The 1,574-nt window shown below is 68.9% G+C and carries 2 protein-coding genes and 2 pseudogenes; 2 read left to right on the top strand and 2 right to left on the bottom strand.

Going from position 1 to position 1,574, the window contains the following annotated elements; genetic code table 11:
* A pseudogene (locus tag ACNFOC_RS54215) lies at window positions 1-146 on the bottom strand (DUF4937 domain-containing protein); the annotation flags it as partial.
* A 92-nt stretch (window positions 147-238) separates the two neighbouring features.
* Between ACNFOC_RS54215 and ACNFOC_RS54210 the strand changes: the two are divergent.
* Complete coding sequence (locus ACNFOC_RS54210) at window positions 239-772, top strand: TerD family protein (RefSeq protein ID WP_416966289.1); 534 nt, start codon at window positions 239-241, stop codon at window positions 770-772.
* 19 nt (window positions 773-791) lie between these two features.
* Here the strand turns inward: ACNFOC_RS54210 and ACNFOC_RS54205 are convergent, their stop codons facing one another.
* Complete coding sequence (locus ACNFOC_RS54205) at window positions 792-1,400, bottom strand: DUF6215 domain-containing protein (protein ID WP_416966290.1); 609 nt, start codon at window positions 1,398-1,400, stop codon at window positions 792-794.
* A gap of 43 nt (window positions 1,401-1,443) precedes the next feature.
* Between ACNFOC_RS54205 and ACNFOC_RS54200 the strand changes: the two are divergent.
* Window positions 1,444-1,574 (top strand): annotated as a pseudogene (locus ACNFOC_RS54200) (aminotransferase class III-fold pyridoxal phosphate-dependent enzyme); the annotation flags it as partial.

The raw sequence follows: 1,574 nt of genomic DNA, 5'->3' as shown, positions 1-1,574 counted from the left end.
CCCAGAAGCCCCGCCCACTTTCGCTGCCCGCGCTCGAAGCCGCGGCGGTCCACCACGGTGCAGCGAATCCACTTGACCAGCACCGCGCCATCGTAAGGCCACGGAGCGTGGCGCCGGTCACGCTCCGGCTGAGATCGTCGGCGCATGCGCCCCCGCGCGCGTGGCACGATGGACAACGAACGCTGATCGCCCAGCAGTTGGGGCACGCGATCGAGGCGAACGGGGAAGGGGAACTGTGGTGAACGGCCTCAACAAGGGGATCCGCAAGGCCGAAGTCGGGCTCCAGTGGGATCCGAGTCCCACCGGGCAGCCGCCCGTCGATCTGGACATCGTCGCCACCACGTATGTGGCGGGCGATCTGTACGGCGCGCCCGCGTATGCGGTGCACTTCGACAGCCGCTCCCCCGACGGCACCATCTATCTCAACCGGGACAGCAAGGACGGCAAGGGCTTCGGCTGGGACGAGGTCATGACGCTGGAGCTCGACCGGCTCGCCGACCGGTACGCGCGCGTGGTGGTCGGTGTCGTCATCCAACAGCGTGTCGCCCACCGCACGTTCGTCAACGTCCTCAACCCGAAGCTGCGCATCCGCGAGGGGTACACCATCCTCACCGAGGACGACTTCGGTGACGTCCTCGGTGCGACGGCGGCGACGGTCGGGGAGTTCGTCCGGGACGAGTCCGGCAGCTGGGACTTCCATCCCGGCATCCGGGGCTTCGAGGACGACCCCGCGACCTTCACCAGGACGATGGGCAGGGCGCAGCAGTCCTGAGCCCAGCGCGGACGGCACGTCAGCCGGCGGTCCAGCCCGGGACCGTCGGCAACACCTCCTCGGCGATGCGGAACAGTGCCTCGTCGTCGGGCGGCACGTCGTCCTGACGCCAGATGGTCATCTCGAAGGAGTCACCGCCGTCTTTGGCGCTGGTGGAGACCAGCAGGCTGCGGGCGATGCCCCCTGGGCCCGTGCTGGCCTTGCCTCCGCCGAGGTTGAAGCTGATCTCTATGGTCCGGTTCGAGTAGAGAACGGCAGGGTGCCCCAGGACCATCTTCACCTGCGAGGACGAGTCCACGTAGCGGGCCGCCTCGGCGACGGGAACGTCGTCGTAGGACGCCGACAGCCGCACGGAGTAGGTCCTCAGGTCGACTTCGGCCTCGGGGCTGGCGATCTTGGTGCCGCCTGCCAGGGTCATCCACCCCGCGCTGCCCCGGGCGGTCTCCGCGTGCTCTTCCGGAGTCCCCAGAAGCACCGGAAGGTCCGATCGGTTCAGCGCCGTGCAGAGTTGCGCCGGCGAGACGTACTTCGCCGGCAGGGTCTTGTCAGCGCTCGCCGAGCAGGTCGCCGGTTTGCTGTCCTGCTGCGACGTGTTCGGCAGGGGGCCGGGGTGGAGACCCTGCGCCAGCAGCTGTCCCTCGTGGCCGGTACGGACCTGGGCACCAAGCCCGGTGACCGACGAGGTCATCTGCGCCTTCGGCCGCCTGGGCACGATGTTCGGCTGCGACAAGTTCGGCTACGTCCCGGACATGATCACCTGCGCCAAGGGCATGACCTCGGGCTACTCCCCGATCGGCGCCTG

The organism is Streptomyces colwelliae (assembly GCF_048158785.1).
Taxonomy (GTDB): Bacteria; Actinomycetota; Actinomycetes; order Streptomycetales; family Streptomycetaceae; genus Streptomyces.
The sequence above is the reverse complement of the archived record's forward strand: the minus strand, read 5'-3'. Positions and strand labels throughout refer to the sequence as shown.